The organism is Nostoc sp. NOS(2021) (assembly GCF_017115025.1).
Lineage (GTDB): Bacteria > Cyanobacteriota > Cyanobacteriia > Cyanobacteriales > Nostocaceae > Nostoc.
The window spans coordinates 1-25,793 of sequence record NZ_JABXKM010000053.1; the positions used below are offsets into that span (position 1 = coordinate 1).

Consider the following 25,793-nt stretch of genomic DNA (forward strand, 5'->3'; position numbering starts at 1 on the left):
GGGCATTGGGCATTGGGCATTGGGCATTGGGCATTGGGCATTGGGCATTGGGCATAAGGGAGAAACTTGTTCAATAATTCTCCCTCATCTCCCTCATCTCCCTCATCTCCCTCACTCCCCACTCCCCATTACCCGTTAACAAGCGGCAAAACTTGCACCTCTTCTTGTGGGGAAATTAATGTTTTACCCATCGGTAGAACAGCTAAGGCATTGGTTTGAGCTAAATTAATTAAATTGCCGGAACTGTGACTACCACCAGCTTTGTGAAATTCGTAAACACCATCAATTAAATGCAATTTACCCCAAAGGTAAGTTTCATTCTTGCCGTCCGATCGCAATTCATCATGCGATCGGACTTTCAAAAACACTGGTTCCCAACTTTCAGTAATTCCCGAAAGTTTCTTGATTGCTGGTAGCACAAATCGCCAAAATGTCACCAAGACAGCACCAGGGTTTCCTGGTAAACCAAAGTAGAGTGGGGAGTGGGGAGTGGGGAAGGTGGCGACAGTGAGGGGTTTTCCTGGCTTTATCTGTACAGCCCGAATGTGGATTTTTGCTCTTAGGGAGTCTAGAATTTTGTCAACATAATCATAATCTCCCACTGAGACACCACCAGAAGAGAGAACTATATCAGCGATCGCAACGGCGTGGGCAATGACTTTCTCCAGAGCAACTGGATCATCTTTCACAATGCCTAAAATTAACGGTTCTGCGCCACTTTGTCTTACTAAAGCTGCGATCGCATACTGATTAGAATCCACTATCTGCCCTGGTTGCAACGGTTGATCAACTGATACCAACTCATCACCAGTGGAAAAAATTGCCACACGCGGACGGCGGTAAACACTTAATTGTGGACATTGTGCTGCTGCCAATACGGCAATTTCTGGGGCATTTAACTTAATTCCTGCTGGTAGTAGTTGTCTTCCAGCTTGGTAAAAAGATGCTTTGTGTCTGACAAATTCTTGCGGCTTTGACGCAGCCAGGATAAATACGCGGTTTTCCTCCCGACGTGTCTTCTCTTGCATGACTATAGTATCTGCACCTGCTGGCATCACTGCACCCGTGAAAATCCGCGCGGCTTGCCCTGGTTGAATCGTAGACTTGGGCTGATACCCAGCCGGAATCTCTTCAACAATTTCTAAAATTGCTGGTTGTTCGGCGCTAGAGTGCTGTACATCTTCGTAGCGAACTGCGTAACCATCCATTGCCGAATTATCCCAATGGGGAAAATCTAGCGGGCTGGTGACAGGCACTGCCAAAATGCGACTATCGGCTGTCAATAAATCTACAACTTCTGTATCCCGTTGATCAGCCAACGGTTGTACTAAATTTAAAATAATTGCTTCTGCATCGCTGACTGATAACATAGCGATCGCCTCCGACTTTTTACATTTATTCCTGTAAAGTAACACTGACCACTCAATCAAGAAAGCATTTTGTTCTAATGATTCTAAGTTTTTGAAAGCTGCTTAATTTTATTGCTTGATTTTGGAGGTTGTTTTTTTGTCTTCTCTATACCCCTAAACGCTTACGTCAAGAGTAATTTGGCTCATCTCTACCAATACCTAATTCTCTTAGCTTGGCTTTGATACTTGCCCAGTCTTGACCACAGTAGTAGTATTTTTTCTCTCGTAAGTTTACCAAATAGTATCCTACCTTCCCGCCATTAATCCGAAATAATTCAATAACAACTTTCTGTTTAGTTGTACCGAACATGAATTCTATATCACCCTCATTTGGTAGATTCAGTGGGTTATAAAAGGTTTTACCTTTAATAAAATGCCAATAAGATAATTCTTTTGTAATTTTACGTTCGATAATTCGGTATTTAATAGGATGAATTATTTTTTCCATAGAAACTTCTTAAGAGTTAAACTGTAATAATAAGAAAAGCCCCTTCCTTATATCACCTCGTCGGTCAGGGACTGCAAATTTTTCGTAGCTCCCAAACCTGCTTCAGAAATGTGATCCTACTAGACACGTTTCATTCAAAAAGCGAATTTTATACCTCATTTATAGTGGGCTGTACTAAAAAGAAAGCCTATTCACAAATGAACGATTACGCCCTTGTGCTTTTGCTTGGTAGAGAGCTTGATCGGCTGCTTTGATTAAATCAAGAGTAACCAAATCAGTAACAGGTATTACTGTCACAATTCCTATACTCAGCGTGATACATTGCTTTACAGTCGATGCAGTATGCGAAATATTCATCTGTTGGATAGCTTCATGAATTTGTTGGGCAATATGAATAGCTCCATCCCTGTCAGTATCTGGTAAGATGACAGCAAATTCTTCTCCTCCGTAACGAGCAACCAAATCTGTCGAACGTTTAACAGTTCGTTTGATAGCTTGGGCAACGAGGGTTAAACAAGTATCTCCAGCAGCATGACCATAAGTATCGTTATATTGTTTGAAATAATCAATATCACATAAGAGTAATGAGATAAAATCTTTTTTCCGTAGGAGATCATGCCAGATGTGATTCAGGTAGATATCGAAAACTCGTCGATTGCCAACCTGAGTTAATTGATCAACCATTGCGAGGTTTTCCAACTGCTGATTGGCAAGCTGTAACTGTTCACAAAGTTGTGATTGCTGGATAGTGATCGCCACTTGTGTTGCTAATTGCTTAAGTAGTTCACTTTCCCAAAGTTGCCACTCACGAGGAGCGCGGCAATGATGTACAATTAACAAACCCCAAAGACTATCGCCTTGTAAAATTGGTACAACCAACTTGGCTCTCACTTGCAACTGTTTCAATAGCTCTAGATGACAAGCAGTTAATCCGGCGGTGTAGATGTCTGGAGTAACTTTGATCATACCCTGTTGATAGGATTGTCGTCCCTGCGTCTCCACAAAGTAGGTGTCTGTAATTTCCATATTCAGGATTGTCTTCCAGCCTTCTGCCACAGACTCCGTGACAACTATACCACTCCAATCGGCATTCATGCGGTAAATAATCACGCGATCAGTTTGCAAAAAATGTCGCACCTCGGCAACAGTTGTATTCAAAATTTCATCTAAATCTAACGACTGGCGGATGTGTTGAGTGATCGCAAAAACCATACGTTCTCGTTGTGTCTGGTTTTGCAGTGCAAGTTCAATCTGTTTCCGTGCTGTGATATCTGTAAATGAGGCAACCACTGCATAGGGTTTTAATTCATTGAGTCGAAACAATGGTTGAGAATTAATGGAAATCCAAGTTAAGCTGCCATCAGGTTTGTAAACCCCCATGACAACATTAAATTGTGGTTGTCCGGTGTGTAAAGTAACGATGGCGGGATGGGTTTCTCCTGGAAAAGGAGTACCATCTTCATGAATGGCTTTCCATAGCGGATCGATGGAAGTTCGCCCCATCATTTGCTCAGTAGTTAGCCCCAAAATTTTTTCTGCACTTTCGTTACAGGCGGTAATGCGTCCATCAGTTTGTTGCAGTACGATACCTTCTGCCATTGCTGTAATGACAGAACGATAACGTTCTTCGCTTTCTCTGAGTGCGATTTCTGTACGTAAGCGATTGCTGATGTCTTCAAAAATATATAACCTGCCAAAGTACTGATCTCGACTATCCCGAAGCTGGCTGGAGAAACGCCGAATTGTGCGCCCATCTACAAATAGAATTTCATTCTCAACTGTGGAACGATTCTGTTCAGACTGCAACGGTTTACAAGATTCAGCAAATGCTGTTAAATCTGCAATTAATGGTAGACAATCAGGAATGATGTCATTGTTTTTCAGTTCACAAATTCGCATCTGGGTTTTCAAGTGTTCAATACCCCAAATTTCACAGAAGCGATCATTAAAATAAAGAATTTTGTCTGTACGGTTGTCAACAACATAGAATCCTAACAAAGAAGTGTATGTCATGGAGCGCAGCAAAGCTTGTTGCCAGCGCAACTCGTCTTCCGCACGCTGGCGTTCTTTGAGAGCAGATTGCTGAAGGACGATTCCAAGTTGTGTTGCTACCAGTTGTACAAACTCAATTTCTAAACAACTCCATTGGCGGGGACTACCGCACTGGTGAGTAATTAGTAAACCCCACAATTGAGGAGATGAACTAGAAATTCCATACATCTCCTGATTATTTACTAAAATTGGCACTACTAAATTAGCTCGAATCTGCAACTTGGTTAATAGTTCTTTGTAACAGGGAACAAGTAGTTTAGTATCAATATCTTCAATCACACCAATTCGTCCCTGTTGATATTGCTCTACCCATTGGGCATTAAAGCAAGGATCGTAAATTAATTGCCCCTGAATCGGCATCCATTCTGGGCTGACAGATTCTTCAGCTACTACTCCATTTCCATCAGGTAGGAAGCGATAAATAATGGTGCGATCGCTCTCTAAAGTTTTCCTGACTTCTGTGACGATGATGTGGAGAATTTCAATCAATTCAAATGGCTGATTAATTTGCACAGTCAGCTTTCTAATTTGATGAAGGATTTGCTCTAAACTAATTTCAGCATCCGATAGACGATTAAAGGACATGGCAGTATGAAAATATTAACAAACAATACAAGTTAAATAATTTTCTATAATTAAAAAATTATTTAAAATTACCCATTTAACTAATTAATTCCAACATACTCGAAGCATAAATTAAATATGACTAAATTTTTGAAGATTTGCAGTAACTTTAAGATGTGGCATTATCCGATTGCTCACAAAGATAGAAAAAAGAGATTTCAGACATTTTGAAGCATTCAATTTATGACATTTGGGAATGCTTTCGGAAATACCACCAACATCACTGGTAGCGATCGCAATACTCAACTCAAAATGCTAGAGTCGTTAAATACCAACAGTTATCGCCGTCCTGAACCGAAAGGGCAGCTTTGGAAAAACCACTATCACCACTAATCTTTCTTGCTCATGCACAGCAAGCCAAATGGTTACTTTTCCATATCCCTTGAAAAGTTAACTCAATCCTCACCTTAAGATTAAAAACAGGAGCAATCATTATTCCCCAACCCCTAAATAAAAATACCTACTTTGTATGACTATCGAACGAGTTCCCCCAAAACACTATCCCAAAGCTGAAATTGGGCGGCGAGGTATGGCATTAGGACTAGATTTCCTTGGTGTCTGGTTAGTCAGTTCCCTACTCGGAAGCGCCAATATCGGTATTCAATTTGTTGAAATCTTCGTTTTCGTAATACTTTGGCTGGTTTTGCGGGTGCTGGTGCCATATAACAATCAAGGGCAAAGTTTAGGGCGTTGGGCGTTCGATTTAAAGGTATTGGAAGTCGAAGATGGGCAAGTAATGGGCAGAATTCCAGATTTGCTCTCATTGGTGAAGCGAGAGGCGATCATCGGCTTGGGTGCCCTTTTCGTGTCAATTGCCCTGAGCAATATTAGAGCCAATCCCACTGCTATACTGCTAATACTTCCCCTAGCAATTGATTGTGGGACTGCCTTCTCTGATACCCAGATGCAGCAGGCTTTACACGATCGCTATTGTGGAACTTTCATCGTTTCGTCGCGTCGTGGCTACTCGCTTGATATAAAAATCAAAAGATTAATTGAAAATATGCGGCGGAATGTGAGAAGATAGTCATTTGTGTTAATTCTCTTCAGGCTTCACTGTTTGTAAGATTATGGCTAAGAGTAAAGGTGCCCGCATAATTGTGACACTAGAGTGTACCGAGTGTCGGACAAATTCAAACAAGCGTTCTGCTGGTGTTTCACGTTATACCAGTACCAAGAATCGCCGCAACACCACTAACCGGCTAGAACTGAAAAAGTTCTGCACCCACTGCAATAAACATACCGTTCACAAGGAAATTAAGTAAAAATGAGTTATTTCCGTCGTCGTCTTTCTCCGATCAAGCCAGGAGAACCAATTGATTATAAAGATGTTGATTTATTGCGTAAGTTTGTCACCGAGCGGGGTAAAATACTGCCACGTCGGATTACTGGGCTGACGTCTCAGCAACAGCGAGAGTTGACATTAGCAATTAAACGTTCGCGGATTGTGGCTTTGTTGCCATTCATCAATGCGGAAGGCTAGAGCAAATTTGGATTTGGGATTTTGCGGAAAGTCTGAGCGGAGGTTTCCTCCGATCAGAGCTTTGCAAGACGGATTTTGGATTATATAAGAGAAGCTGTATCTAAAGAAATGTTGAGCTTTGTCTATGTGAGTTCAAAATCTCAAATCTGAATCAGAGAGTGTAAAATAGATTGCTGAATGAAAAACGGTTGGATTTAGGATTTAATACCAGTTATGAAATCCCTTCGGGTTCAGCAGTGGCTCATGGGGGAAACCCCCAAGACCTCGCTGCTTCACCAAAATCCAAGTTGCGCTTCCAGCGCACCAAAGGTGTGACTAAAATCTAAAATTATTAGAGTGCGAGAGTTGTGGAGAAGGGGACGCTAGTTGAATTTAGGGTTCAAGGCGATCGCCGTCTGGGCATCGTAGAACGTCCAGACGGTAAAACTCGCTGGTTTGTGGTAGACGAACGTGGTCAATCCCACAGCCTCGCGCCTAGACAAATAACCTATACATTTATCGGACAGACTTACAAGCCATCTGAGATTGCCAGCTTTTTGGAGCAGGTCAAGCCTTATTTAGACCCATCTAGCTTGGAAGTAGCTTGGGAATTACTGGTTGAAGATGGGGAAACAGTCACCCCAGACCAAATGGCGAATCTGCTATTTTCAGAATCAGCCGCGCCTTATTGTTACGCCGCCTATTGCTTGTTATCAGACGACAAACTTTATTTCAAGCAAAAAGGAGACGCTTACGAAGCCAGAACTGCTGCTCAAGTGGCAGAACGCAAACACCAACTGGAAGTAGAGGCACTAAAAGCTAAGGGACAGCAGGAATTTTTAACTCGCGTAGAGCAGGCGCTCAAAGGTGAAGTAATAGAGTGGGGGCGTCACGATCGCCAGCGCTTAGAAGGACTAGAAAAATACGCAGCACTGCTTGCTGACACCGTGCGGACAGGGGTCAATTATGACTCCTTGGCTCGCGCTTATCCGCCAAGCGCTCCAGTATTAGAAACTATGACCATGCTGGGACGGCCCACAACACCCCAAGGGGCCTTTCAACTGTTGGTAGATTTGGGTTGCTGGAGTCCTAATGAAAACTTGTTCCTGCGTCGTTCTTCAATTCCAATTCAATTTCCTAATAAGGTATTAGAAGTGGCGCAACAGCGTTTGGATTTCCCGCCGATTGACTCAGATACCAACCGCCTGGATCTGACTCACCTAAAGGTCTACACCATTGATGATGAAACTACCACAGAGATCGACGATGGTCTGAGTTGGGAAGTACTCGCCGATGGACGGGAACGCCTGTGGGTGCATATCGCCGATCCCACTCGATGGTTAGTGCCGGAAGATGAATTAGATTTGGAAGCGAGAAAACGGGGTAGTACAGTCTATTTACCTACGGGGATGATTCCCATGTTTCCAGAAGTATTGGCAACTGGGCCAATGAGTCTGATACAAGGAAGGGTTTGTTGCGCCCTCAGTTTCGGGATTGTTTTAGGTACAACTGGGGTAGTAGAAGATTACAGCATTCATACCAGCTTGATTAAGCCGACTTATCGCCTCACCTACGAAGATGTAGATGAAATGCTGCAATTACGGGTACAAGCAGAACCTGAAATTGCTGCGATCGCTACTTGGGCAAAGAGGCGCAAAGCTTGGCGTTACGATCAAGGGGCAATTAGCATCACTATGCCCGAAGCGATGATCAAAGTCAAAGGTGATGAGATCCACATTGACATTTTGGACGATTCCCCATCGCGGCAAGTGGTAGCAGAAATGATGATTCTTGCCGGTGAAGTTGCGGCTCGTTATGGTAAAGCTCATAATATACCTTTGCCCTTTCGCGGTCAACCGCAACCAGAATTACCTCCAGATGAAGAATTGCTTCTACTTCCGGCTGGATTCGTTCGCGCTTGCGCCATGCGTCGTTGTATGCCCAAGAGTGAAATGAGCATTACGCCTTTGCGTCATGCTGGTTTGGGTTTGGATACCTATACTCAAGCAACCTCTCCCATCCGTCGCTACAGTGACTTACTCACCCACTTTCAACTTAAAGCCCATTTGCGGGGTGAAGTTTTACCATTTTCCGCAGAACAACTTAAAGAAGTAATGATCACTGTCACCAGCATTACCCAAGAGGTGACGATGGTAGAACGGCAAACTAATAGATATTACGCTCTAGAGTATTTACGCCGTCATCCAGAGGAAACTTGGGATGTGACAGTGTTGATGTGGCTGCGGGAAGACAGCAACTTGGCACTAATTTTGTTAGAAGATTTGGGCTTGCAGTTACCAATGGTTTTCAAACGTTCTGTGAACTTGGGCGAACAGATATTGGTGAAAGTTAGCCACGCCGATCCCCAAAAAGATATGATCCAGTTTCAAGAAATAATTTATCAAGAAGCTCAAACAGCCGCGAATTAACCTTGCTCCAACCCCTTTCGGTTAACATATAAAGTAAATCGAATGAGGTAATAGTTATCAATATATCTTTGACTCCAGAACTAGAGCAGTTGGTTAAGGATAAGGTTAATACTGGTCGATATCACTCAGTGAGTGAAGTGATGGGTGAAGCATTGAGATTGCTAGATGAACGCGATGCCTGCGGCGGGCTACGCCAACGCATTCGAGAGCAGCGTCTCGCAGAATTGAAAGCTAAAATTCAAGTTGGTATTGAAGAACTCGAACGTGGCGAAGGAATTGATGGCGAAGAGGTATTTGCTGAAATTGAGGAAGATATCCGACGCGCTGAAGCCCAAATGCAACAAGTAGAGGCTGCTAAATAATGAGTAGGTGTATTTTAGCGCCTTCAGCTAGATTAGATTTGAAAGAAATTAGCAGCTATATTACCCGCTTTAATCCTGATGCGGCTCGAAGACTCAACAAAAAATTATACAGCAATGTAAACTGTTGGCTGATTTTCCTAATATGGGGCAAAGTTCCGATAATTTTGGCAACGGTTTACGGAGTTTCCCGGTAGAAGATTACTTGGTATTTTATCGTCCCATTGATGGTGGTGTGGAAGTTGCAGGTATTATCAGTGGTTATCGGGATTTAGAGACAGTTTTCTGAAGTGAGGATATTCCTTAAAATTGCATTTGATCTAAACGATTTTCCCCATCTCCTCACACCGTGCTTTTGACATCACAGCCTGGATATAGTCATTTTTACCATTGGTATAAGCCTCGCGATCGCTCCGAAAACTTGCTGCCAAATCGCGTTTTAAAGCTTCATATCGTTTCGCCTCTTCAGGATGCCTTCTTAGATAGTCGCAAAATAGCTTGCGTTCCCAAAATTCGCTCTTCACCTCGACTATGTGAACATGATGAGTACGTTGCTTTCCGTATGGTGGCATTCCTTTCACAAAAAACATCCGTCCAGGATGCGGGTTTTCACGCCAATAAACGTATCCCAAAGATTCTAATATCGGAACAGCAGATTTCGCATCTACTAAGGAACGTACTCCTACCATGATGTCAATAACTGGTTTGGCTGCCATTCCTGGTACTGCCGTACTGCCAATATGTTCAACTTCCACAACTAAGTCATTGCCTAGTGCCTGCCAAATATCTGCTGCTTCTTGTGCAAACAAAGTCTGCCAATGTGGGTCATATTCGACTATATTGACTTCATCCATCGGTGAAATTAATTTGATCTACAGCGATCGTGGTTAGTTAAATCGTTTATTTAGTTGCCATTGGAGCAATTTTAATAGTATATAATAATGGATCGTGTCGAATTAAAGTTAGACTATGCCTAAACTAAAGACTCGTAAAGCCGCAGCGAAGCGATTCCGTGCCACCGGCACCGGCAAAATCGTCCGTCGGAAAGCGTTCAAAAGCCACCTTTTAGAGCACAAATCTTCCAACAAGAAGCGTAGCCTGCGCCAGAGTACACTTGTACATGAACGCGATGAACTTAACGTGCGCTTGATGCTCCCATATTTGTAAGTATTTCAGGATAATAAGTTATGACACGGGTAAAACGCGGTAATGTAGCTCGGAAGCGCCGCAATAAAATTCTCAAACTAGCTAAAGGTTTTCGCGGTTCCCACTCAACTCTGTTTAGAACCGCCAACCAACAAGTGATGAAGGCACTACGGAGTGCCTACCGCGATCGCAAAAAGAAAAAGCGCGATTTCCGTCGCCTCTGGATCACCCGCATCAACGCTGCTGCAAGGCAACACGGCTTGAGTTACAGCCAGTTGATCGGTAATCTGAAAAAAGCTGATATCCTACTAAATCGCAAGATGTTGGCGCAATTGGCAGTCCTCGATCCAGCTAGCTTCGGCAAAGTTGCGGAATTGGCAAATCAAGCTAAAGGATAAAGGTGGCGACGGATGTATATAGCGGTTCTCGCTTGAGTGAGGTACAAGAACCCCACCCCCAACCCCCTCCCCGCAAGCGAGGAGGGGACTATGATGTACCTTATTATGATTAGGAAACGCTATAACGGATGTAGCAGATGGAAAGTAATTACTCGGTTACATCTGGTATTATCCGCCACTATTTTTTGGATTTTTTGCTTTTCCATAGTAGGGACGGGATTAACTGTATCTGCTGCCGAAATGCCAGAAATTCAGCAGCGAGGCTATCTAACTGTTGCCGTTAAGGATAACTTGCGTCCCTTGGGATTTAGAGATGCTAGTGGCAATTTGCAAGGCTTAGAAATTGACTTGGCCCAGCGTTTGGCAGTTGATTTGGTTGGTAAAGCCGAAGCTGTCAAATTTAAACCAGTAGCGAATCGCGATCGCCTGTCTGTAGTCTTAGACAAGAAAGTTGATTTTGCGATCGCTAGGGTGACAGCAACTGAATCTCGCAGCCGCATAGTTAGTTTCAGTGTTCCCTACTATTTGGATAGCACTGTATTAGTTACAAAAGATGCCTCTGTGCAGCAGTTGAGTGATTTGGCAAAGCGCAAAATTGCCGTACTCAACAACTCCAGCACCATTGCGAAAGTGCGGTACTATGTGCCAAATGCCGAGTTGGTAGGAGTGAATTCCTATGACGAAGCGCGAGAGGAAATAGAAAATAATGCCGCAGTAGCCTTTGCCGCAGATGCTAGCGTTCTGAGCGGTTGGGTGCAACAATATCCCCAATATCGGCTACTGCCAACCAAGCTATCAACTGAACCCTTATCTGTAGTCATGCCCAAGGGATTGCAGTACGATGAGTTAAGACGAAATGTGAATGGAGCGATCGCTCGTTACTTAGAAGAAGGTTGGCTCCAGCAACGCTCTCAATATTGGGGTTTACCGTAAGTTTGTCATTAGTCATTAGTCATTAGTGAATAACAAAGGACAAAGGACAAATGACAATAGGCTGATAATAGATACAGAAACAACTTTTAATATTTGTATTTGCAGCAATGGATAACAGTCTAGCCGTTGTTTATCTCTCAATTTTGGTAGGTTTGCTCACACTTGCAGCCGTGGGTGTTTTTCGCCAGATTTTCAAAACTCGCAAGATTGAAGGCTCCTTTGCAAGGTTGCGAAAGAAGTTAGAGAAAGAAAAGGGTACGACTCAAGAATATTATGAGTTAGGCAGTATTTATTCAGAAAAAAAAATGTATTCCCAAGCGATCGCGCTGTTTCAAAAAGCTCTTAAAGCTGCCGAAGACGAGGGAGAAGAAAATATCGCCCCCATTTACAACGGGCTAGGCTATGTTTATTTTACCCAAGAGCAATATGACTTAGCAATTCGTCAGTATAAAGAAGCCCTGAAATCTAAACCAGACTACGTGACAGGGTTGAATAATCTCGGTCACGCCTACGAGAAGAAAAAATTAACTACTCAGGCATTACAAACTTACGAAGAAGCACTAAAACTTGCTCCAAATAACTCTATCGCTAAACGTCGTGCTGAATCTTTACGCCGTTTAGTTTCTGCATAAATAGCGCATTGCGTATGGGGTATTGCTTATTTATTCCTCATCCCGACTCCCCAACTATTAATAAATTAATTTGGCTTTAGTCTCTTAATTTATCGGTTTTCAATCTTAGGCTTGGAAATAGATAACTATAAGTCTTTTGTAAAAATGTAAAAGATGACTAAGCGGCTAAAGCGTTTTTTGTGGCTAGCTATTCCCATCATTGTCGTCATTTCTATCTCACTCGGATTAATGGAAATATTGACGGCTCAACAGCCTTCGATTTCCCATCCACTCACTTCGCTAACAGAGGGAGAAATTAGTACAGCTGTTTCGGTCATCAAAAGAGAAAAAACTTTGAGCGAAATCGCAGCTTTTCCAATTATTGCTTTACAAGAACCAGATAAAGAAGAAGTTCTGAAATTTATACCTGGTAAAGCTTTCCAGCGAAAAGTTTTTTTGGTAATTTATGAGCGATCGCTAAATAAAACCTATGAGGGAATTGTTGATCTGACAAGCAAAACCTTAAGTTCTTGGAAAGAAATACCGTCTGTACAACCTGCGATCGTCAATTCAGAATATGAACTGGCAATTCAGATAGTCAAAGCCGATCCACGATGGCAAAAAGCGATGCAAAGGCGGGGAATTACCGATTTCGATCAAGTCAAAATCAGTTCGTGGGCACCCGGAATCCTCAGTCAACAGGAAGAAGCAACAGGTAATCGTTTTTGTCGGAGCTTATCTTACTATAAAGGCAAAGCCTGGAACTATTACGGTAGTCCGATTGAAGGAGTAGTAGCAACGGTCAACTTGAACACAGGTAAAATTGCCAGTTTTGTTGACAGAGGAAACGTACCTTTCTCTCAAGAAAACTGGAACTACGATATCAAATCTTTGGGCAAATTACTTTCACCACTTAAAGCATTAAAGATTCTGCAACCAAATGGTGCAAGTTTCCAGATCAAAAACAATGAAATTAGCTGGCAAGGTTGGAAGTTTCGCTATTTAATGCATCCTCGTAATGGATTAATGCTATACCAAGTGACGCACAAGGACGGGGAAAATATTCGATCAGTTTTATACCGCGCTAGCCTATCAGAAATGGTAGTACCTTATGGCGATCCTGAGCCTACTTGGTCATTTAGGAATGCCTTTGATGTTGGAGAATATAACCTTGGTTTGTTAGCAAATACGATGGAGTTAGGTAAGGAAATTCCTGAAAACGGCCTGTTGCTAAATGCTGTATTTGCTAATGAGCAGGGAGAACCTTATGTAATGCCAGGGGTTATCGGTATCTACGAGCGCGATAACGGAATGCTGTGGAAGCACTATGAGTATAATACTCAGCGCAATGATGTCCGTCGCAGTCGAGAATTAGTAATGACGATGACTGCGGCAGTTGACAACTATGATTACAGCATCAATTGGATCTTTCACCAGGATGGGACTTTGGAAGTCCAAAATGAATTAACGGGTATCGTACTGGCGCAGGGAACGGCTGCCCAAAAGCAATCTGAGGATGATTCCTATGGTCGGTTAATTGCTAAGAATATCTTTGGAGTAAATCACCAGCACTTTTTCAACTACCGCCTAGATTTCGATGTAGATGGTCAAGCAAATTCCGTGATGGAAATGAATGTGAAAGCTTTGCCGATGGATGAGAAAAATCCTTTAGGAAATGCGATCGCAGTTGCAGAAACCCCACTAACAAAAGAAACTACTGCTGTGCGCGATTTGGATATCAAACACAGTCGAGAATGGATGATTGTTAGTGCAGACAAAAAGAATGCTTTAGGGGCTGCACCTGGATATATGCTGATGCCTGGTGGAAACTCGATATTTTTCCCTGTGGAAGGCTCAAAAATCCGTCAACGGGCAGAATTTGCGACTCACCACGTCTGGGTAACAAAATATAAACCTGCTGAACTCTATGCTGGGGGAGATTATCCCAACCAGACTCAACCTGGACAGGGTTTGTCAAAATATATTGCAGACGATGAGTCCTTGATGGGTGAAGATATCGTACTGTGGTACACAATGGGCATAACTCATATTCCGCGATCGGAAGATTGGCCTGTGATGCCTGTTCACCGAGTTGGCTTTAAGCTAGTCCCTAGAGGATTCTTTAGTCGTAATCCCGCTATCAATTTGCCTGAGTCGATACATACAGCGTATTTCAGGTAAATGAAGTACACGGGTAGGGGCACAACATGTTGTGCCCCTACGATTATCTGTACCTCATTAAGTTGCAATCTGCTGTAATAACTAACGTAAGAAAACCTAAATACCTGTTACTTGTTGCCAGGTTAAGCCTGGTAACACATTCCTTTGATATCGCATTATTTTCTGTTTTCAGCCTTTGCAAAAAATGTACCTGCTGCAAATTACTTCTACTACTCTGCTGCTTGAATAAAGAAAAAAAATTATAGATTTTGTGTTATCAGTTCCGCAAGTAATCCCCTGACAACCATATTGAGATTTAAAGTGTAATCAATATATCTAAAAGTCTCTTATAAAGGGCGTAAAGTGGTTTTCCAACCAAGCCCATCCGTTACCCAAATAAATTTATGCCCTTGTCTTGATATAAAGTTATCTAATAATTCATAATTAATAGTTCATTTATTGAGTTTCGCTTTAACGCATTGCTATTTATATTTCGTGTGGCTCTAACCCTCTCTATTTGGTAACCAGCATAAGCATTTTCAAAAAAATGATCATTTATATTTTCATTTTTAGGGTCGGAGTTACTAATCATGATTAATGCGCCTTTATTATCTAGTTTTTTAAAATAATCTCGTAACTTTAATTGTTCAGAATCATTAAATGGCAGTTGTGAATAAGATGTAAAGTTAGATGTATTACTAATTGGTCTATAGGGTGGGTCAAAATAGACGAATGTTTTCTCATCAACAAATCTTTCACATTCAGTAAAATCTCCATGATAAATTTGAGTATTTTGTAGAATTTGAGCAACAGATTTCAAGTTGTCTGGATTGTAAATACTCGGTTTTTTATATTTGCCTGCTGGAACATTAAAATCACCTTTAGAATTGACACGAAAAAGTCCATTAAAACAAGTTTTGTTCAAAAAAATAAGTTGGGCAGTTCTTTCTATCCATTCAAAATGGTAATTATCCAAGTTTATGTGTTTTCTTCGGCTGTTAAATTGTGTTCTCATTTGATAGAAATATTTGCTTTTATCACTTTCATCAAAAGACAAATATTTAGTTCTAATTTCAGATAAAATTTTAATTAAATCATCTACATTCTCTTGAATTGTCTTGTATGCTATGACTAATTCTGCATTTATATCAGAAATAAATAATTCTTGAATATCATATTTATGTGCGATGTAGAAAAAGACTGCACCACCTCCTATAAAAGGTTCGATGTACCTTTTGATTGAGCCGTTAAATAATTCATTTGGAAAAAAATTGTTTATTTGCTCGATTAACTGGCTTTTACCACCAGCCCATTTCAAAAAAGGCTTTGGAACTGTTGGAATCGTTGAGAGAGTTAGAACCATTAGCTTAACCTGTACAGATGTAGCAAACTCTTTTAATATTAGTTCATGCGTACTAAAATTTTGTTTAATTAACATAGCACAAATTAAAGCAATTAGTAGAAATAATTGAGACCAAGCGCCCAATTCTCAGATTTGTCTGTATTTTTAGGGACAAAAAGCAATGACAGAATCACAATTAACAATGACTTGATAGGTATGCTTACTGCTATAGCTAACCGAGACTATTTGAGGTTCCAAGAACTAGAAAAAGCTTTTGTCTGCCAACAAGGTGAGGAAGTTTGGCAAGAAGTTTTTAATTTTCGTGTTCTACCAGCATTGAATAAGCCAGTTAGTCAGTAGCCATGTTGTTAAAATCAGAAGCTAGATCCCTAGTTGCGGGTTAATCACTACCTAATTTGTTGATAAAATCCTCATGTTCAGCAGACTGCAAACCTGCTTGTAAAACCTTCAAAACACCCTGCATATTACCTGCTAATAACTCCGTCGCCGCTAACCACAACCCTGGAAATACCCGACTTCGCAAAACGCCTTCATTGTCAGGTACTAATTCCAGATATTCACCCTGTTCAAGAGAAAACCAAGTCAATTTTTGGTCTAAAACTTGCCAAACAATATATTCTTTGACACCGTTGCGACGATAAGCCTGTTTTTTGCCATGAAGATCAATAGCAGCACTACTAGCAGCAATTTCCACAACTAACTCTGGCGCACCTTCAATATAATCATCTTCACTCAGCCGCGTTTGACCACCTGCTTCCGGTTGAATCAGGAGAACAGCATCGGGTTGAGGTTCGTTATCTAAGTCTAAGCGGACGGTAGGTTCAACTCCCAACGCTACACCAGGAGTTGCAACTTCGTAAGTACCAAGCCATGTCAAAATCCAACCATGCGGTTGACCGTGACTTCGGAAACGCAGAGCAGCAGGCATAATATAGACAATCCCTTCGGTTAATTCAGCTTTTTTCAGGTTAGGGGTGGCATTATAGCGACGCTCAAATTCGTAGCGGGTGAGTTTGTCGCCATTTTCCAGAGGAGGAATTGTCGAAGGCTGGGAGGGTGTTTTCACCATAATTTTTGTACTGAAAATGAGCTTGTGTATATCCTAGCGAATTAGGTAAAAACGCAACCGACTAGGGAGTGAGAGATTAATAAACAAATTTACCCGAACATTAAGATTTTTTTACAAAAACAACAGGCATATTGTTTAAATAGATAGCCGCATCCCAAGCATTAACTAGGTTTCAGCCATATCGCCTCCCCTACAACCCGCAACAAACCTTATTTTTTATCAGCCAGCAGGTTTGAGAAAATCAGAAACGATTTAATAATCAAGGACTTATAAGTAGATGGGCTGAATTAAATATAAAACCTCTCCTCTTGCAAGGGGAGAGGCTTTAATCCTACTCCCCTTCTCTGTCAACGGCACGCTGCGCGATCGCACCGAAGGGGTTGATGGTAAGCTCTATCTTATATTTTTTTACGCCCACTTACTTAGTTATTTGAGTTGAAAAGGGAGAACACAAGCATGAAATTAGCTTACTGGATGTATGCAGGCCCAGCCCACATCGGCACTCTGCGAATCGCTAGTTCTTTTAAAAATGTTCATGCGATCATGCACGCCCCAATTGGCGATGACTACTTTAACGTCATGCGCTCCATGCTATCGCGGGAGAGGGATTTTACCCCAGTGACAACCAGTGTCGTCGATCGCAACGTTTTGGCACGCGGTTCTCAAGAGAAGGTGGTAGATAACATCATCCGCAAGGATGCCGAAGAACACCCAGATTTGATTGTGTTAACTCCCACCTGCACCTCTAGCATTTTGCAAGAGGATTTGCACAACTTTGTGGAGCGATCGCAGTTGGAAGCGAAAGGGGATGTAATGCTGGCGGATGTGAACCACTACCGCTACAACGAACTGCAAGCCGCCGATCGCACTTTGGATCAAATCGTTCAATACTACATTGAAAAAGCTCGGAAGCGGGGCGAATTACCAGAGGGCAAAACTGCAAAGCCCTCAGTTAACATTATCGGTACTACTACCCTTGGTTTCCACAATAATCACGACTGCACCGAACTGAAACGGCTAATGGCTGACTTGGGAATTGAGGTAAATACCTTAATTCCCGAAGGTGCTTCGGTGAATGACTTGAAAAAGATGTCCCAAGCCTGGTTTAACCTGGTGCCTTACCGTGAACTCGGTTTAACCACCGCCCGTTACCTGGAAGAACAATTTGGCACACCTTATATAGACATTACTCCAATGGGTGTAGTGGAAACTGCCCGTTGTATTCGCAAGATTCAGCAGGTAATTAATGCTCAAGGTGCAGAAGTTGACTACGAAAACTTCATCAATGAGCAAACCTTGCATGTATCTCAGGCTGCTTGGTTCTCCCGTTCGATTGACTGTCAAAACTTGACTGGCAAAAAAGCTGTGGTCTTTGGTGACAACACCCACGCCGCCGCCATTACCAAGATTCTGGCGCGAGAGATGGGGATTCATGTTGTTTGGGCTGGAACCTACTGTAAATATGATGCAGACTGGTTCCGCGAACAGGTGAGCGAGTATTGCGATGAAGTGCTAATCTCCGAAGATCATGGTGCAATTGGGGATGCGATCGCTCGTGTCGAACCCTCCGCCATTTTCGGCACCCAAATGGAACGCCATGTTGGTAAGCGTTTGGATATTCCCTGCGGCGTAATTGCTGCACCAATCCACGTCCAAAACTTCCCCATTGGTTACAAACCATTTATGGGTTACGAAGGCACGAATCAGATTACAGATCTGATCTACAATTCCTTCACTTTGGGAATGGAAGATCACCTGTTAGAAATCTTCGGTGGTCATGATACCAAAGAAGTAATTACTAGGGGAATTTCTGCTGATTCTGATTTGAATTGGACAAAAGATGGTCAAGCAGAATTGAATAAGATTCCGGGATTTGTGCGCGGTAAAGTGAAGCGTAATACTGAAAAATTTGCCCGCGATCGCGGTTTCAAGGAAATCAATGCTGAGGTCTTGTACGCCGCAAAGGAAGCTGTCGGGGCGTAGATTAGCGGTTAATCGAGAAGATTGAGGGGGTGAGGATATGTATACTCTTTACCCCCATTTTTTTGCTTTAGTGATAAAAATTAAATACCATAATTCTACCTGAATATCTATGGCAGTAAAGATAAAACTAATGGCTGATTATGGGTGCGATCCTTTATGGTGGGCAGATGCTGATAAAGTTGGTAATATCGATCCAGCCAGACTGCCCCTCAGTCAAGAAACCATTAGCCATTTGAGAAAATGGGCGGCTAATTATAATGCAATATTAAATTGGCAAGATCCTGCTAACTCACCAGATTTGAGTGAAGAAGCTGAAGCGGCTTTTGAAGAAGAAGGAATTAGTCTGTGGAAGTAACTACAAACAGAACTTGCACCTAATTATCAAGTTGTTTATTTCAGCGAACCATTAGGCAAGGTTTTAACTGATCCTAGTGAATTAGAAGTTTTACGTGCTATTCAACAATGATTTCACGTAACAGAATATAAATCTAGTGCAGCACCAAGAAAATTAATTGCGATCGCGGTTTCAAGGAAATCAATGCTGAGGTATTGTGCGCCGCGAAGGAGTCGGTTGGAGCGTAGATTTGAAGGTTAATTAAGAAGATTAAGGGGTAAAGATTTGTTGAGGATCTTTACCCTCATTTTTATTAACTAAAAGGCTTGACAAGCAGCTTGAATCTGAGATATTATTAAATTAATTATATAAATTATTATTTAAAATAACCAAATTAAATATGAATCAAGATACAGCGGCATTACTTGCGGCGCTCCTTGATGCTGGCGTTAACCACAGTCCTGAGAAAATTGTGCGGATTGCCAAGCAAACTGATGGCAAAATCATATTTTTAGAAAAGGGAAATCCTGAAGCAGGACTGCAACACATATTGGAAGAACATTCTTTAGAGTTTGCAGATAAGGGAATCGAGCCAAACCAGATACCAGATGCAATTATCACCGCAGTAACCCAAGGTAAAATAATTGGTTATCAAGGAAGAAAAAAAACTCGCCCTATTTATGAAGTTAATTTTAATGGCAAAACCCAATACATCAGTGTGACTGTAAGCGATAATGGATATATAGTGGGTGCTAATCCCAGAACTTCCTCATAATTCGCTGAAGTGACTATGGCAGAAAAAATCAAACTTATGGCTGATTATGGATGCTACCCGCTATGGTGGGCTAGTTCCGATAAAGCTGGAGATATTGATCCAGAGATAATGCCATTAAGTCAAGAAACTATTAGCCGTTTGGAAAAATGGGCAGAAGTTTATGATGCAAAGTTAAACTGGGAAGATCCTAATTCTTCAGGTTTTCCCAGTTTAGAGGCTAAAACGGCTTTTGAAGCAGAAGGAATTAGCTTGTGGAAGCGACTGCAAAAAGAACTTGCAGCCAACTATGAAGTTTTCTATTTCAGTGAAACATTACGTAAAGTTGTAACTGATACTAATGAATTAGACTCTTTGCGTACTATCTATGCTTAACTGATAGTCCACGAAAAAATTAAGCAATGACAACAGCTAGCTTATTTCAGTGGGTAGAACTGAAGCAGGATGTTCCTAACAGTCCTGTAAAAGCTGGTAATAGGGGGGTTGTATTGGATCATCTACGTCCTACTAAAACTCAGCAAGAGTCAGGATATATTTTAGAAATCTTTAAAGACGGTGAAACTCTAGATGTAGTTTCTGTGCCTATTTCCTGGGTCAACCCTCTACCTGAAACCTGGGGAAGTTTCAAATAAATCAATGCTGAAGTGTTGTACGCCGCGAAGGAAACTGTCGGGGCGTAGATTTAGGAGTTAGCGATTAAAAAATTTAGGGGCATTCCTTGAAAATACCTTTTAGCTATGTCTATTATTGAAGAGTATTTAGTAATACTAGTAATTTAGGTAATTTTATGCATTCAAAAGAAGATTTGTTAGAACAGTACGGTTCAGTCAGAACAAGCCGTGTCTTACAACAGCTTTATAATTTTGCATTTATTACTCCAACTGCCATCGATAACCTCAACAGGCAAGCCTTAGATGAGGCCTGGGGAAGGGAACTAAATGTTTTAAAAAAATACATAGCAATAACTCTGTATTGGAGCATAGAACAAGGTAGATTTATAGAAGTTACAGATGGCTTTATTGTGACTGCGGGCTTACTGAGAAATAGGTATAGCGTACCAATCTATCTGAAGTTTGAACAAAATAAAAATACCCGTTCGATAAATCAACCGTGGGCATTGACCTTTGCAGGTTTAGGACACGATATTGATGATGTATCTGAGTTTCCAGCAGCTCCAGAGGTTCCTAAATCACCAGAAATTGCTATTGGTAATGAGATAGTTGTCAGGGATGAGCATATATTAGGAGAACGTTCTGAGAGAGTACCTTTTCTCCAAGGTATAGGAACTGTAGCTCAAATTTGTGCTTTAACTGGTGCTATCCAATGGTCAATTTATAGAGGGCTTCAACAACCGTGCTGGTACTTTGGAAAAGTACAATATTACGTTCCTATTTACCTTCAGAATCAAGAAAATATTACAGCTACTCCTGATTTAGTAGTACCTATTGAAATTGGTCAAGATAACCTACCTATATTTGTTCGTACTGCATTAAACCCTGAAAGTCAGACTACCTACTACAGCAATATACGACCAGTTGTAGCAAGAGCTGATCAGCTTAAACCTTGGGTAGTTAGTAGCTGGGCTGCAAAAGTAGTATCAGTCGATGAGGTCGAGTAATGGAAGTTTCAGAGTGTTGGGTTAAAAATACTTATAGAGTATGAAGCAAAAGTAAATAAGCGATCGCCCTATTCTAAAATCAAGGATTAATCATACGCTGAAGTCCAATCAAAATAGGCTCATACTCGTCAGGTGTCAAACTCCCTCGATAATCAACAAGACGGTTAACATCTAAAACCCTAACCTGATCTAATAAAGCAATAGATGGCGAACTTAATCCACCAACTCCTGCTGCAAAACGTGGATATAAATCTGGTGAAGCGATTGCCCACATTTGCCCTCTATCAGTAGTCATGGGAATTACAACTATTAACGAAAAGCGAGGTATCCCCAAGCGGTTTGGGAACCCGACAACAATTGCAGGTCTATAACATTCTTGCTCACGACCTTGAGGGTTTTGTTGAGGAAAACGTGCTGTTACAACATCCCCAAACTGTAAAGAACGAGTAGTCATTGCTCAACAATGACTACTCCCATTCCAGGAACATACTTAACAGGCAAACCCTTATCTAGTTCACCGGGTTGCCAATCATAAGGTTCATAGCTACCCAAATTCGATAAGTCAGTCTCTAGCCATCCTGCATCAGATTCTTCACTGACTACAGATAACTGAGATTCTTGACGATTCTCCTTTCGCCACTCTAGAAACTGTAAGAAATCTAGAACTTCCTGCTGTGCATTTTCTGGAAGGCGTTCTAGTTTCTCCAAAATCTTTTCTTTGAGAGAATCCATGTTTACAGACACCATCTTTGCTTAATAGTGTAACTCATTGCTTCTAGCCAGAATAATAGGCTTTTATCCCAAAAGTAATATCTGACGACAACCTACTGTGCATCTATGAATCCTGACAAAGCTTGTCTTGCAAAATGTTACCCTATAGCGATCGCTGCTGCAACCCCTCTAGCGATCGCATTCCTTAACCAATAAATCTACTGATAAATAAAAATTAATAGCGAACAAATATCACAATACAAAATTATTACTTCGGGGATCTAATAGGCAGAATAACCCACTAAAGTCTTAACCGATGTGTCTCCTGTAACGAAGTAAAAAAAGCATCATTAAAGCCTCGCAATATCTCTTATAGAAAAAAAGCAGATGCGTGTTAATGTTTTAATCTCATTGACTTTCCCTTAGCGTCTTTCCCTATGCATCTGCACTATTTACACCCCCAACACCTTGAAGAATTAGTCAAGAGCAGTGGTATAGACTTACACTTAGTGCAACTGAATTTTAGGTCACTCCAAGGCGTAACAGCTTATGAGTACTTATTGATTTCTGAGCTACTCCCCCGCACCAATACCGGAATGGTGAAAAGTAGTTGGTTGCAGCGTTATGCTCATATCACTGAAGGTGGTTGGTGGTGTTCGGGGCTAGACCCTTTGAATAATTGGCAAATGATGGAATGGGGATGCTTTAAGCCAAGCCAACCCCGACAGAATCACAATGGTAAGTCCATCAAATACGAGCATCCGCCCAGCACTCCAACGCGGGTATTTTGTTTGCGGGTAACGCTGCAAGTGTGGCAGCAAGTCGCTGGACGTTACAATCTGGTCATGCCTGACAATATCACCATTACTTCTGATGGTGAAGCTGAAGGCTTTTGGCAATGGGTGATGCAACAGAACATTCCCCTCGTTATCTGCGAGGGTGTGAAGAAAGCAGCCACACTGTTGACGCAAGGATATGTAGCTATTGCCATTCCCGGAATTACCAGTGGTTATCGAGTTGTTAAAGATGAATTTGGCAAAGTTACTCGTCGTCAGCTAATTCCCGATTTAGGCGCGTTTGCGATTACAAAGCGCAGCTTTTACATTTGCTTTGATTTTGAAACTCAACCCAAGACAATTGCTGCTGTAAATAATGCTATTTCTCAACTTGGTTGTTTATTTCAGCAAAAAAATTGCACTGTTAAAGTCATTGAACTTCCAGGAATCGAAAAAGGAGTTGATGAGTTTATTACTGCTAAAGGTGCAAGTAGTTTTGATAAAGTTTATCGCCAAAGTGTTGATTTAGAAATTTATCTTGCTCAAACTAAACCCCACACTGAGTTAAGCATTCCGGCTGCACTCACATTCAACCGTCCTTACATAGGTGAAATACCTTTCCCCACTTCTGGATTAGTAGGAGTAAAGTCAGCAAAAGGAACAGGAAAAACTACAGCACTGCAAGGCGTTGTTCAACAAGCGAAAAGTAGAAATCAACCCGTTTTGTTAATTACTCACAGAATCTTGCTAGGACGATTTTTGTGTGAAAAAATTGGTATTCAATGGGGAACACATAAAGAAGATGGGGAGAAAAGGATTGATAAAACACTTACCCCGGCTCCTCCCATCCTCCGCTCTCTCTTTCCTCAATACTCCCTTGGATTGTGTGTTGATTCGATTTGGAAACTGAACCCGGAAAATTGGCGGGGAGCAATAGTAATTTTAGATGAAGTCGAGCAATCTTTGTGGCATCTATTAAACAGTAATACTTGTAAACACAAGCGTGTAAAAATATTAAAATTATTCCAGCAACTAATTTCCACAGTTTTAACAACTGGAGGGTTAGTAATTGCCCAAGATGCTGATTTATCAGATGTGTCACTTGAATATTTACAGGGATTAGTAGGAATTAAATTAACACCTTGGGTAGTTCTCAACCAGTGGAAACCTCAGCATGGTTGGGACGTAACTTTTTATGATTCGCCGAACCCAACACCGCTAATTCACCAACTTGAATTGGATTTACTTGCTGGACGTAAATGTTACGTTACTACCGATAGTCGCGCTGGGCGTTATAGTTGTGAAACCATTGAACGTTATCTGAAAGAGCGGTTACAAAAATTCCGACGGCAATTTCCTAAAACCTTGGTAGTTAGTAGCCACACTACAAACACACCTGGACACGAAGCGGTTGATTTTATCGCCGCTATCAATCAAAAAATCTCTGAATATGACGGCGTTTTTGTTACCCCTAGCCTTGGTACAGGAATTAGTATTGATGTCCAGCATTTCGACCGAGTTTATGGCATTTTTCAAGGGGTAATTCCTGACTCGGAAGCAAGACAAGCATTAGCGAGAGTGCGGGATGATGTTCCGCGTGTTGTCTGGTGCGCTAAACGAGGTATTGGCTTAATTGGTAGTGGTAGTACAAATTATCGCTTGCTATCTGATTGGTATCAAGAAAATCAAAAAGAAAATTTAGCTTTGCTTAGTCCACTACATAAAATAGATGTAGATTTACCTTTAGTTCATGACCCGATTCATTTGCGAACTTGGGCTAAATTATCTGCACGGGTAAATGCTTCTATCCGCCTATACCGTCAATCGATGCAAGATGGTTTGATTGCTGATGGTCATCAAATTCAGTTGCGGAGTAATGCTGTTCACAATAATATTATTCGAGATTTACGCCTGGCCTTTTTGGCAACTGATGCTGATGATTTAGCTACTCGCAGAAGATTAGTTTTAGAAATTGTTAAAGTTCAAAAAGATTGGACGCAAAGCCGTCAAAAAGCTAAAGAGATTAAACGCAAAATTAAAGATATTAAGCAGCAAAATCAACTATCGCTAGCAACTGCTGTCGCTAATGCTCAAGATATCGATTATGTAGAATATGAGCAGCTATTAGTGAAGCATTCCCTGACTGATGGAGAGCGCAACCAAATCAATAAATATGTTCTCAGACAAAGGTATGTTGTAGAAATTACTCCTTGGCTAAAATTGCAGGATGACCACGGATATTATCGTCAACTGTTAATTCATTATTATCTAACTCACGAAAGCGAGTATTTTCACGTCAGAGACCAGCAAGAATGGCATCAGCAATTGTCTTGGGGTGAAGGGAAAGTTTTTCTACCAGATTTAAAAACTTACACGCTGAAAGTTGAGGCGATGAGAGCCTTGGGAATGCTTCAGTTTCTCGAAGCAGAACGAGAATTTACCGAGAGTCATACAGATTTGATATTGCTTAAAAATATTGTTTTTCAGCATAGTAAGCATATTAAAAGAGCGCTTGGTATTAACTTAGTCGGGGAGAAAGAGCAGGTTTCGGCAATAAAAATACTCAGCCGACTGTTAAATTTGTTGGGCTTGAAACTAAAGCGAGTAAATGAGGTTTATCAAATCGACCTAGAAACGCTTTATGATGGCAGGGAGAGAATATTTGCAGTTTGGCATCAACGGGATGAGTTGATGTTGGCTCATGTTAAGAGTGTTGGCTATGAGTTGCCTGATTATTCTTCAGACTGGAAGCTTGAAATTATCCAAACCAAGCCTTATGCCGCAGTGGTTAATATCATACCCTAATATCTAAGTAGATAGGCGTGAGGAATTAAAGGTTTGTAGTGAGGGACTCACCCCGATTTTAAGGGCTGGAGCCTTTACTATGAGCAAATTTAATTAATTTTAGATTGTATAAAATCCCACATTCCGCACTTCAAAATGTCATACTTTAATGCTTCAAAAAATCTTAATTATTAAGTATTAACACTGATATTTACTAGGCTTTTGGCGTAGGCGTAGCCCGTCGTAGACATCGCTATTCAACTACCATTAGCCCAAAATTTGTAATATCAGCATATTAGAAAAGGAAGTGCGGAATGTGGGTTTTAGCACTCAAAACTATACATTCTACCCC

30 protein-coding genes are annotated in these 25,793 nt (G+C 41.4%); 21 read left to right on the top strand and 9 right to left on the bottom strand.

From position 1 onward, the window contains the following. Window positions 1-128: 128 nt before the first annotated feature. The 3 genes from glp to HWQ41_RS06055 form a co-directional block, all read right to left on the bottom strand. Complete coding sequence (glp, locus tag HWQ41_RS06045; protein WP_292760684.1) at window positions 129-1,370, bottom strand: gephyrin-like molybdotransferase Glp; 1,242 nt, start codon at window positions 1,368-1,370, stop codon at window positions 129-131. A 166-nt stretch (window positions 1,371-1,536) separates the two neighbouring features. After that, entirely contained in the window at window positions 1,537-1,857 is a 321-nt protein-coding gene (locus tag HWQ41_RS06050) for a hypothetical protein (RefSeq protein WP_292760686.1), read from the bottom strand. A 174-nt stretch (window positions 1,858-2,031) separates the two neighbouring features. Then, window positions 2,032-4,494, bottom strand: coding sequence for a diguanylate cyclase (locus HWQ41_RS06055; RefSeq protein WP_292760687.1), 2,463 nt, complete (start codon window positions 4,492-4,494; stop codon window positions 2,032-2,034). A 222-nt stretch (window positions 4,495-4,716) separates the two neighbouring features. On the opposite strand from HWQ41_RS06055, the gene HWQ41_RS06060 reads away from it, so the two are divergent. From HWQ41_RS06060 to HWQ41_RS06095, 8 genes are all read left to right on the top strand, one after another. Next, window positions 4,717-4,866 carry a hypothetical protein gene (locus HWQ41_RS06060; RefSeq protein ID WP_292760689.1) on the top strand — a complete coding sequence of 50 codons (150 nt, stop codon included), beginning with the start codon at window positions 4,717-4,719 and terminating at the stop codon, window positions 4,864-4,866. A 136-nt stretch (window positions 4,867-5,002) separates the two neighbouring features. Beyond that, window positions 5,003-5,560 carry an RDD family protein gene (locus tag HWQ41_RS06065; protein WP_292760691.1) on the top strand — a complete coding sequence of 186 codons (558 nt, stop codon included), beginning with the start codon at window positions 5,003-5,005 and terminating at the stop codon, window positions 5,558-5,560. 43 nt (window positions 5,561-5,603) lie between these two features. Next, window positions 5,604-5,798 carry a 50S ribosomal protein L33 gene (gene rpmG / locus HWQ41_RS06070; RefSeq protein WP_196524501.1) on the top strand — a complete coding sequence of 65 codons (195 nt, stop codon included), beginning with the start codon at window positions 5,604-5,606 and terminating at the stop codon, window positions 5,796-5,798. Window positions 5,799-5,800: 2 nt separating this feature from the next. Next, the gene (gene rpsR / locus HWQ41_RS06075) at window positions 5,801-6,016 is read left to right on the top strand and encodes a 30S ribosomal protein S18 (RefSeq protein WP_012411240.1); all 216 of its coding nucleotides are present in this window, start codon (window positions 5,801-5,803) and stop codon (window positions 6,014-6,016) included. A 170-nt stretch (window positions 6,017-6,186) separates the two neighbouring features. After that, the gene (locus HWQ41_RS06080) at window positions 6,187-6,342 is read left to right on the top strand and encodes a hypothetical protein (RefSeq protein WP_292760692.1); all 156 of its coding nucleotides are present in this window, start codon (window positions 6,187-6,189) and stop codon (window positions 6,340-6,342) included. 21 nt (window positions 6,343-6,363) lie between these two features. Beyond that, window positions 6,364-8,424, top strand: coding sequence for a ribonuclease catalytic domain-containing protein (locus HWQ41_RS06085; protein WP_292760693.1), 2,061 nt, complete (start codon window positions 6,364-6,366; stop codon window positions 8,422-8,424). Between the two features lie 68 nt (window positions 8,425-8,492). Beyond that, complete coding sequence (locus HWQ41_RS06090; protein ID WP_292760694.1) at window positions 8,493-8,786, top strand: type II toxin-antitoxin system ParD family antitoxin; 294 nt, start codon at window positions 8,493-8,495, stop codon at window positions 8,784-8,786. Between the two features lie 124 nt (window positions 8,787-8,910). Further along, window positions 8,911-9,072: a type II toxin-antitoxin system RelE/ParE family toxin gene (locus HWQ41_RS06095; RefSeq protein WP_292760695.1), complete on the top strand. Its 162-nt coding sequence runs from the start codon at window positions 8,911-8,913 to the stop codon at window positions 9,070-9,072. Between the two features lie 31 nt (window positions 9,073-9,103). On the opposite strand, the gene HWQ41_RS06100 is transcribed toward HWQ41_RS06095, so the two are convergent. Further along, complete coding sequence (locus HWQ41_RS06100) at window positions 9,104-9,637, bottom strand: GrpB family protein (RefSeq protein WP_292760697.1); 534 nt, start codon at window positions 9,635-9,637, stop codon at window positions 9,104-9,106. Window positions 9,638-9,752: 115 nt separating this feature from the next. Between HWQ41_RS06100 and rpmI the strand changes: the two genes are divergently transcribed. The 5 genes from rpmI (at window position 9,753) to HWQ41_RS06125 (ending at window position 14,052) form a co-directional block, all read left to right on the top strand. Then, window positions 9,753-9,950: a 50S ribosomal protein L35 gene (gene rpmI / locus HWQ41_RS06105; protein WP_292760699.1), complete on the top strand. Its 198-nt coding sequence runs from the start codon at window positions 9,753-9,755 to the stop codon at window positions 9,948-9,950. Window positions 9,951-9,970: 20 nt separating this feature from the next. Then, window positions 9,971-10,327 (top strand): 50S ribosomal protein L20, encoded by a 357-nt coding sequence (rplT, locus tag HWQ41_RS06110; RefSeq protein WP_229545555.1) that lies wholly within the window; start codon window positions 9,971-9,973, stop codon window positions 10,325-10,327. 93 nt (window positions 10,328-10,420) lie between these two features. Next, window positions 10,421-11,260 carry a transporter substrate-binding domain-containing protein gene (locus HWQ41_RS06115; RefSeq protein WP_292760765.1) on the top strand — a complete coding sequence of 280 codons (840 nt, stop codon included), beginning with the start codon at window positions 10,421-10,423 and terminating at the stop codon, window positions 11,258-11,260. A gap of 107 nt (window positions 11,261-11,367) precedes the next feature. Then, window positions 11,368-11,892: a tetratricopeptide repeat protein gene (locus tag HWQ41_RS06120; RefSeq protein WP_292760700.1), complete on the top strand. Its 525-nt coding sequence runs from the start codon at window positions 11,368-11,370 to the stop codon at window positions 11,890-11,892. Window positions 11,893-12,045: 153 nt separating this feature from the next. Then, a complete protein-coding gene (locus tag HWQ41_RS06125) occupies window positions 12,046-14,052 on the top strand; it encodes a primary-amine oxidase (RefSeq protein WP_292760701.1) in 2,007 nt (668 codons plus the stop codon). Between the two features lie 326 nt (window positions 14,053-14,378). On the opposite strand, the gene HWQ41_RS34260 is transcribed toward HWQ41_RS06125, so the two are convergent. Both HWQ41_RS34260 and HWQ41_RS06130 read right to left on the bottom strand, forming a co-directional pair. Then, window positions 14,379-14,480, bottom strand: coding sequence for a DpnII family type II restriction endonuclease (locus HWQ41_RS34260; RefSeq protein ID WP_366931639.1), 102 nt, complete (start codon window positions 14,478-14,480; stop codon window positions 14,379-14,381). Further along, window positions 14,462-15,517 carry a DNA adenine methylase gene (locus tag HWQ41_RS06130; RefSeq protein WP_366931638.1) on the bottom strand — a complete coding sequence of 352 codons (1,056 nt, stop codon included), beginning with the start codon at window positions 15,515-15,517 and terminating at the stop codon, window positions 14,462-14,464. Before HWQ41_RS06130 ends, HWQ41_RS34260 begins: the two co-directional genes overlap by 19 nt. Window positions 15,518-15,589: 72 nt before the next feature. Between HWQ41_RS06130 and HWQ41_RS06135 the strand changes: the two genes are divergently transcribed. Next, a complete protein-coding gene (locus HWQ41_RS06135; RefSeq protein ID WP_292760702.1) occupies window positions 15,590-15,733 on the top strand; it encodes a hypothetical protein in 144 nt (47 codons plus the stop codon). Between the two features lie 40 nt (window positions 15,734-15,773). Here HWQ41_RS06135 and HWQ41_RS06140 read toward each other — a convergent pair whose 3' ends face one another. Beyond that, on the bottom strand, window positions 15,774-16,463 hold the full coding sequence (locus HWQ41_RS06140) for a Uma2 family endonuclease (RefSeq protein ID WP_292760704.1): 690 nt from the start codon (window positions 16,461-16,463) through the stop codon (window positions 15,774-15,776). A 456-nt stretch (window positions 16,464-16,919) separates the two neighbouring features. Between HWQ41_RS06140 and bchB the strand changes: the two genes are divergently transcribed. The 6 genes from bchB (at window position 16,920) to HWQ41_RS06170 (ending at window position 21,170) form a co-directional block, all read left to right on the top strand. Next, complete coding sequence (gene bchB, locus HWQ41_RS06145; protein WP_292760706.1) at window positions 16,920-18,446, top strand: ferredoxin:protochlorophyllide reductase (ATP-dependent) subunit B; 1,527 nt, start codon at window positions 16,920-16,922, stop codon at window positions 18,444-18,446. A gap of 109 nt (window positions 18,447-18,555) precedes the next feature. Next, window positions 18,556-18,801 (top strand): hypothetical protein, encoded by a 246-nt coding sequence (locus tag HWQ41_RS06150; protein ID WP_292760708.1) that lies wholly within the window; start codon window positions 18,556-18,558, stop codon window positions 18,799-18,801. A gap of 379 nt (window positions 18,802-19,180) precedes the next feature. Further along, entirely contained in the window at window positions 19,181-19,555 is a 375-nt protein-coding gene (locus HWQ41_RS06155) for a hypothetical protein (protein ID WP_292760709.1), read from the top strand. Between the two features lie 15 nt (window positions 19,556-19,570). Next, entirely contained in the window at window positions 19,571-19,927 is a 357-nt protein-coding gene (locus HWQ41_RS06160) for a hypothetical protein (protein WP_292760710.1), read from the top strand. A gap of 26 nt (window positions 19,928-19,953) precedes the next feature. After that, window positions 19,954-20,184 carry a hypothetical protein gene (locus tag HWQ41_RS06165; protein WP_292760712.1) on the top strand — a complete coding sequence of 77 codons (231 nt, stop codon included), beginning with the start codon at window positions 19,954-19,956 and terminating at the stop codon, window positions 20,182-20,184. Window positions 20,185-20,339: 155 nt separating this feature from the next. Further along, window positions 20,340-21,170, top strand: a complete 831-nt coding sequence (locus tag HWQ41_RS06170; protein WP_292760713.1) for a DUF3825 domain-containing protein — start codon at window positions 20,340-20,342, stop codon at window positions 21,168-21,170. A 79-nt stretch (window positions 21,171-21,249) separates the two neighbouring features. On the opposite strand, the gene HWQ41_RS06175 is transcribed toward HWQ41_RS06170, so the two are convergent. Next, entirely contained in the window at window positions 21,250-21,624 is a 375-nt protein-coding gene (locus HWQ41_RS06175; RefSeq protein ID WP_292760715.1) for a type II toxin-antitoxin system PemK/MazF family toxin, read from the bottom strand. Then, a complete protein-coding gene (locus tag HWQ41_RS06180) occupies window positions 21,621-21,917 on the bottom strand; it encodes a DUF2281 domain-containing protein (protein ID WP_292760716.1) in 297 nt (98 codons plus the stop codon). Before HWQ41_RS06180 ends, HWQ41_RS06175 begins: the two co-directional genes overlap by 4 nt. 401 nt (window positions 21,918-22,318) lie before the next feature. Between HWQ41_RS06180 and HWQ41_RS06185 the strand changes: the two genes are divergently transcribed. After that, window positions 22,319-25,462, top strand: a complete 3,144-nt coding sequence (locus HWQ41_RS06185) for a plasmid replication protein, CyRepA1 family (RefSeq protein WP_292760717.1) — start codon at window positions 22,319-22,321, stop codon at window positions 25,460-25,462. The last annotated feature ends 331 nt before the right edge of the window (window positions 25,463-25,793 follow it).

What these genes read in the sequence shown, in the direction of transcription:
- HWQ41_RS06050 (WP_292760686.1), bottom strand. Translation starts at nt 1,857, where the DNA reads ATGGAAAAAATAATTCATCCTATTAAATACCGAATTATCGAACGTAAA.
- glp (WP_292760684.1), bottom strand. Translation starts at nt 1,370, where the DNA reads ATGTTATCAGTCAGCGATGCAGAAGCAATTATTTTAAATTTAGTACAA.
- HWQ41_RS06120 (WP_292760700.1), top strand. Translation starts at nt 11,368, where the DNA reads ATGGATAACAGTCTAGCCGTTGTTTATCTCTCAATTTTGGTAGGTTTG.
- HWQ41_RS06185 (WP_292760717.1), top strand. Translation starts at nt 22,319, where the DNA reads ATGCATCTGCACTATTTACACCCCCAACACCTTGAAGAATTAGTCAAG.
- HWQ41_RS06055 (WP_292760687.1), bottom strand. Translation starts at nt 4,494, where the DNA reads ATGTCCTTTAATCGTCTATCGGATGCTGAAATTAGTTTAGAGCAAATC.
- rpsR (WP_012411240.1), top strand. Translation starts at nt 5,801, where the DNA reads ATGAGTTATTTCCGTCGTCGTCTTTCTCCGATCAAGCCAGGAGAACCA.
- rplT (WP_229545555.1), top strand. Translation starts at nt 9,971, where the DNA reads ATGACACGGGTAAAACGCGGTAATGTAGCTCGGAAGCGCCGCAATAAA.
- HWQ41_RS06180 (WP_292760716.1), bottom strand. Translation starts at nt 21,917, where the DNA reads ATGGTGTCTGTAAACATGGATTCTCTCAAAGAAAAGATTTTGGAGAAA.
- HWQ41_RS06165 (WP_292760712.1), top strand. Translation starts at nt 19,954, where the DNA reads ATGACAACAGCTAGCTTATTTCAGTGGGTAGAACTGAAGCAGGATGTT.
- HWQ41_RS06160 (WP_292760710.1), top strand. Translation starts at nt 19,571, where the DNA reads ATGGCAGAAAAAATCAAACTTATGGCTGATTATGGATGCTACCCGCTA.
- HWQ41_RS06150 (WP_292760708.1), top strand. Translation starts at nt 18,556, where the DNA reads ATGGCAGTAAAGATAAAACTAATGGCTGATTATGGGTGCGATCCTTTA.
- HWQ41_RS06125 (WP_292760701.1), top strand. Translation starts at nt 12,046, where the DNA reads ATGACTAAGCGGCTAAAGCGTTTTTTGTGGCTAGCTATTCCCATCATT.
- HWQ41_RS06175 (WP_292760715.1), bottom strand. Translation starts at nt 21,624, where the DNA reads ATGACTACTCGTTCTTTACAGTTTGGGGATGTTGTAACAGCACGTTTT.
- HWQ41_RS06065 (WP_292760691.1), top strand. Translation starts at nt 5,003, where the DNA reads ATGACTATCGAACGAGTTCCCCCAAAACACTATCCCAAAGCTGAAATT.
- bchB (WP_292760706.1), top strand. Translation starts at nt 16,920, where the DNA reads ATGAAATTAGCTTACTGGATGTATGCAGGCCCAGCCCACATCGGCACT.
- HWQ41_RS06140 (WP_292760704.1), bottom strand. Translation starts at nt 16,463, where the DNA reads ATGGTGAAAACACCCTCCCAGCCTTCGACAATTCCTCCTCTGGAAAAT.
- rpmG (WP_196524501.1), top strand. Translation starts at nt 5,604, where the DNA reads ATGGCTAAGAGTAAAGGTGCCCGCATAATTGTGACACTAGAGTGTACC.
- HWQ41_RS06115 (WP_292760765.1), top strand. Translation starts at nt 10,421, where the DNA reads ATGTACCTTATTATGATTAGGAAACGCTATAACGGATGTAGCAGATGG.
- HWQ41_RS06060 (WP_292760689.1), top strand. Translation starts at nt 4,717, where the DNA reads ATGACATTTGGGAATGCTTTCGGAAATACCACCAACATCACTGGTAGC.
- rpmI (WP_292760699.1), top strand. Translation starts at nt 9,753, where the DNA reads ATGCCTAAACTAAAGACTCGTAAAGCCGCAGCGAAGCGATTCCGTGCC.
- HWQ41_RS06155 (WP_292760709.1), top strand. Translation starts at nt 19,181, where the DNA reads ATGAATCAAGATACAGCGGCATTACTTGCGGCGCTCCTTGATGCTGGC.
- HWQ41_RS06170 (WP_292760713.1), top strand. Translation starts at nt 20,340, where the DNA reads ATGCATTCAAAAGAAGATTTGTTAGAACAGTACGGTTCAGTCAGAACA.
- HWQ41_RS06100 (WP_292760697.1), bottom strand. Translation starts at nt 9,637, where the DNA reads ATGGATGAAGTCAATATAGTCGAATATGACCCACATTGGCAGACTTTG.
- HWQ41_RS06135 (WP_292760702.1), top strand. Translation starts at nt 15,590, where the DNA reads ATGCTTACTGCTATAGCTAACCGAGACTATTTGAGGTTCCAAGAACTA.